Annotated in this window: 1 tRNA gene and 2 rRNA genes; all 3 read right to left on the bottom strand. The window is 50.2% G+C overall.

The annotated features are described in order from the left end of the window. Positions 1-2206: ribosomal RNA gene (locus HMPREF2876_RS00205) — 23S ribosomal RNA — on the bottom strand; the annotation flags it as partial. Between the two features lie 168 nt (positions 2207-2374). Then, a tRNA-Ala gene (locus HMPREF2876_RS00200) sits at positions 2375-2447 on the bottom strand. Positions 2448-2501: 54 nt separating this feature from the next. After that, positions 2502-3667: ribosomal RNA gene (locus tag HMPREF2876_RS00195) — 16S ribosomal RNA — on the bottom strand; the annotation flags it as partial.

Here is a 3667-nt window from a genome sequence, read left to right as displayed (position 1 = left end):
CCGGGTTAGAGTGGCCATAACACAAGGGTAGTATCCCAACATCGCCTCCATCGAAACTGGCGTCCCGATCTCTTTGGCTCCTACCTATCCTGTACATGTGGCACAGACACTCAATATCAAACTGCAGTAAAGCTCCATGGGGTCTTTCCGTCCTGTCGCGGGTAACCTGCATCTTCACAGGTACTAAAATTTCACCGAGTCTCTCGTTGAGACAGTGCCCAAATCATTACGCCTTTCGTGCGGGTCGGAACTTACCCGACAAGGAATTTCGCTACCTTAGGACCGTTATAGTTACGGCCGCCGTTTACTGGGGCTTCAATTCATACCTTCGACTTACGTCTAAGCACTCCTCTTAACCTTCCAGCACCGGGCAGGCGTCACCCCCTATACATCATCTTACGATTTAGCAGAGAGCTGTGTTTTTGATAAACAGTTGCTTGGGCCTATTCACTGCGGCTGACTTTAAGCCAGCACCCCTTCTCCCGAAGTTACGGGGTCATTTTGCCGAGTTCCTTAACGAGAGTTCTCTCGATCACCTGAGGCTACTCGCCTCGACTACCTGTGTCGGTTTGCGGTACGGGTAGAGTATAAATTAACGCTAGAAGCTTTTCTTGGCAGTGTGACGTCACTCACTTCGCTACTAAACTTCGCTCCCCATCACAGCTCAATGTTACAGATAGAAGCATTTGACTCCTATCACACCTCACTGCTTAGACGTGCTCTTCCATTCGCACGCTTGAGTTAGCCTACTGCGTCCCTCCTTCACTCTATACTCTAGTACAGGAATCTCTACCTGTTGGCCATCGGATACACCTTTCGGTCTCTCCTTAGATCCCGACTAACCCAGGGCGGACGAGCCTTCCCCTGGAAACCTTAGTCTTACGGTGGACAGGATTCTCACCTGTCTTGCGCTACTCATACCGGCATTCTCACTTCTATGCGTTCCAGCGCTCCTCACGGTACACCTTCACCACACATAGAACGCTCTCCTACCATCCCCTAAAGGATCCACAGCTTCGGTAAATTGTTTTAGCCCCGGTACATTTTCGGCGCAGGGTCACTCGACTAGTGAGCTATTACGCACTCTTTGAATGAATAGCTGCTTCTAAGCTAACATCCTAGTTGTCTGTGCAACCCCACATCCTTTTCCACTTAACAATTATTTTGGGACCTTAGCTGGTGGTCTGGGCTGTTTCCCTTTCGACTACGGATCTTAGCACTCGCAGTCTGACTGCCGACCATAATTCATTGGCATTCGGAGTTTATCTGAGATTGGTAATCCGGGATGGACCCCTCACCCAAACAGTGCTCTACCTCCAAGAATCTTTCTGTCGACGCTAGCCCTAAAGCTATTTCGGAGAGAACCAGCTATCTCCAAGTTCGTTTGGAATTTCTCCGCTACCCACAAGTCATCCAAGCACTTTTCAACGTGCCCTGGTGCGGTCCTCCAGTGAGTTTTACCTCACCTTCAACCTGCTCATGGGTAGGTCACATGGTTTCGGGTCTACATCATGATACTATACCGCCCTCTTCAGACTCGGTTTCCCTACGGCTCCGTCTCTTCAACTTAACCTCGCATCATAACGTAACTCGCCGGTTCATTCTACAAAAGGCACGCTCTCACCCATTAACGGGCTCGAACTTGTTGTAGGCACACGGTTTCAGGTTCTCTTTCACTCCCCTCCCGGGGTGCTTTTCACCTTTCCCTCACGGTACTGGTTCACTATCGGTCACTAGGGAGTATTTAGGGTTGGGAGATGGTCCTCCCAGATTCCGACGGGATTCCTCGTGTCCCGCCGTACTCAGGATCCTGCTAGGTATAAAGATTATTTAAAATACGAGGCTCTTACTCTCTCTGGCAACCTTTCCCAAGGTCTTCTTCTATAATCTTTAAATCCACATCGCAGTCCTACAACCCCGAGAAGTAAACTTCTCGGTTTGCCCTCTTGCCCTTTCGCTCGCCGCTACTCAGGCAATCGCTTTTGCTTTCTCTTCCTGCAGCTACTTAGATGTTTCAGTTCACTGCGTCTTCCTCCTCATATCCTTAACAGATACGGGTAATAGGTATCTACCTATTGGGTTCCCCCATTCGGACATCCCTGGATCTACGCTTACTTACAGCTCCCCAAGGCATTTCGTCGTTTGTCACGTCCTTCTTCGGCTCCTAGTGCCAAGGCATCCACCGTGCGCCCTTACTAACTTAACCTTATTTTTGACCTCTCAGTCATATACTCATTAATATTCACAGCGTTTTCGGTTTATTTTCTTGTTACTATTTGATATCGTTATTCAATTTTCAATGTGCTAAATTTAGGATAGTTAGTCTCGTATTCAACTTAACTTCTTTATTAAGTTTAGTAGGATTCTATCCTAATGGAGCCTAGCGGGATCGAACCGCTGACCTCCTGCGTGCAAAGCAGGCGCTCTCCCAGCTGAGCTAAGGCCCCACAAGACCTCTCAAAACTAAACAAGACAAACTCAATGGCTTCCGTTTTCCTTAGAAAGGAGGTGATCCAGCCGCACCTTCCGATACGGCTACCTTGTTACGACTTCACCCCAATCATCTATCCCACCTTAGGCGGCTGGCTCCTTACGGTTACCTCACCGACTTCGGGTGTTACAAACTCTCGTGGTGTGACGGGCGGTGTGTACAAGGCCCGGGAACGTATTCACCGCGGCGTGCTGATCCGCGATTACTAGCGATTCCGACTTCATGTAGGCGAGTTGCAGCCTACAATCCGAACTGAGACTGGCTTTCAGAGATTAGCTTGCCGTCACCGGCTTGCGACTCGTTGTACCAGCCATTGTAGCACGTGTGTAGCCCAGGTCATAAGGGGCATGATGATTTGACGTCATCCCCACCTTCCTCCGGTTTATTACCGGCAGTCTCGCTAGAGTGCCCAACTCAATGATGGCAACTAACAATAAGGGTTGCGCTCGTTGCGGGACTTAACCCAACATCTCACGACACGAGCTGACGACAACCATGCACCACCTGTCACCAGTGCCCCGAAGGGAAACCCTATCTCTAGGGCAGTCACTGGGATGTCAAGACCTGGTAAGGTTCTTCGCGTTGCTTCGAATTAAACCACATGCTCCACCGCTTGTGCGGGCCCCCGTCAATTCCTTTGAGTTTCAACCTTGCGGTCGTACTCCCCAGGCGGAGTGCTTAATGCGTTAGCTGCGGCACTAAGTCCCGGAAAGGACCTAACACCTAGCACTCATCGTTTACGGCGTGGACTACCAGGGTATCTAATCCTGTTCGCTCCCCACGCTTTCGAGCCTCAGCGTCAGTTACAGACCAGAGAGCCGCTTTCGCCACCGGTGTTCCTCCATATATCTACGCATTTCACCGCTACACATGGAATTCCACTCTCCCCTTCTGCACTCAAGTTAAACAGTTTCCAAAGCCTACAATGGTTGAGCCACTGCCTTTCACTTCAGACTTTTCTAACCGCCTGCGCTCGCTTTACGCCCAATAAATCCGGACAACGCTCGGGACCTACGTATTACCGCGGCTGCTGGCACGTAGTTAGCCGTCCCTTTCTGGTTAAGTACCGTCACAGCATGAACTTTCCATTCTCACACTCGTTCTTCCTTAACAACAGAGCTTTACGATCCGAAAACCTTCTTCACTCACGCGGCGTTGCTCGGTCAGGGTTCCCCC

The sequence above is a fragment of the Streptococcus sp. HMSC073A12 genome, assembly GCF_001812815.1.
Taxonomy (GTDB): domain Bacteria; phylum Bacillota; class Bacilli; order Lactobacillales; family Streptococcaceae; genus Streptococcus; species Streptococcus vaginalis.
This window is presented reverse-complemented; position numbering and strand designations above follow the sequence as displayed.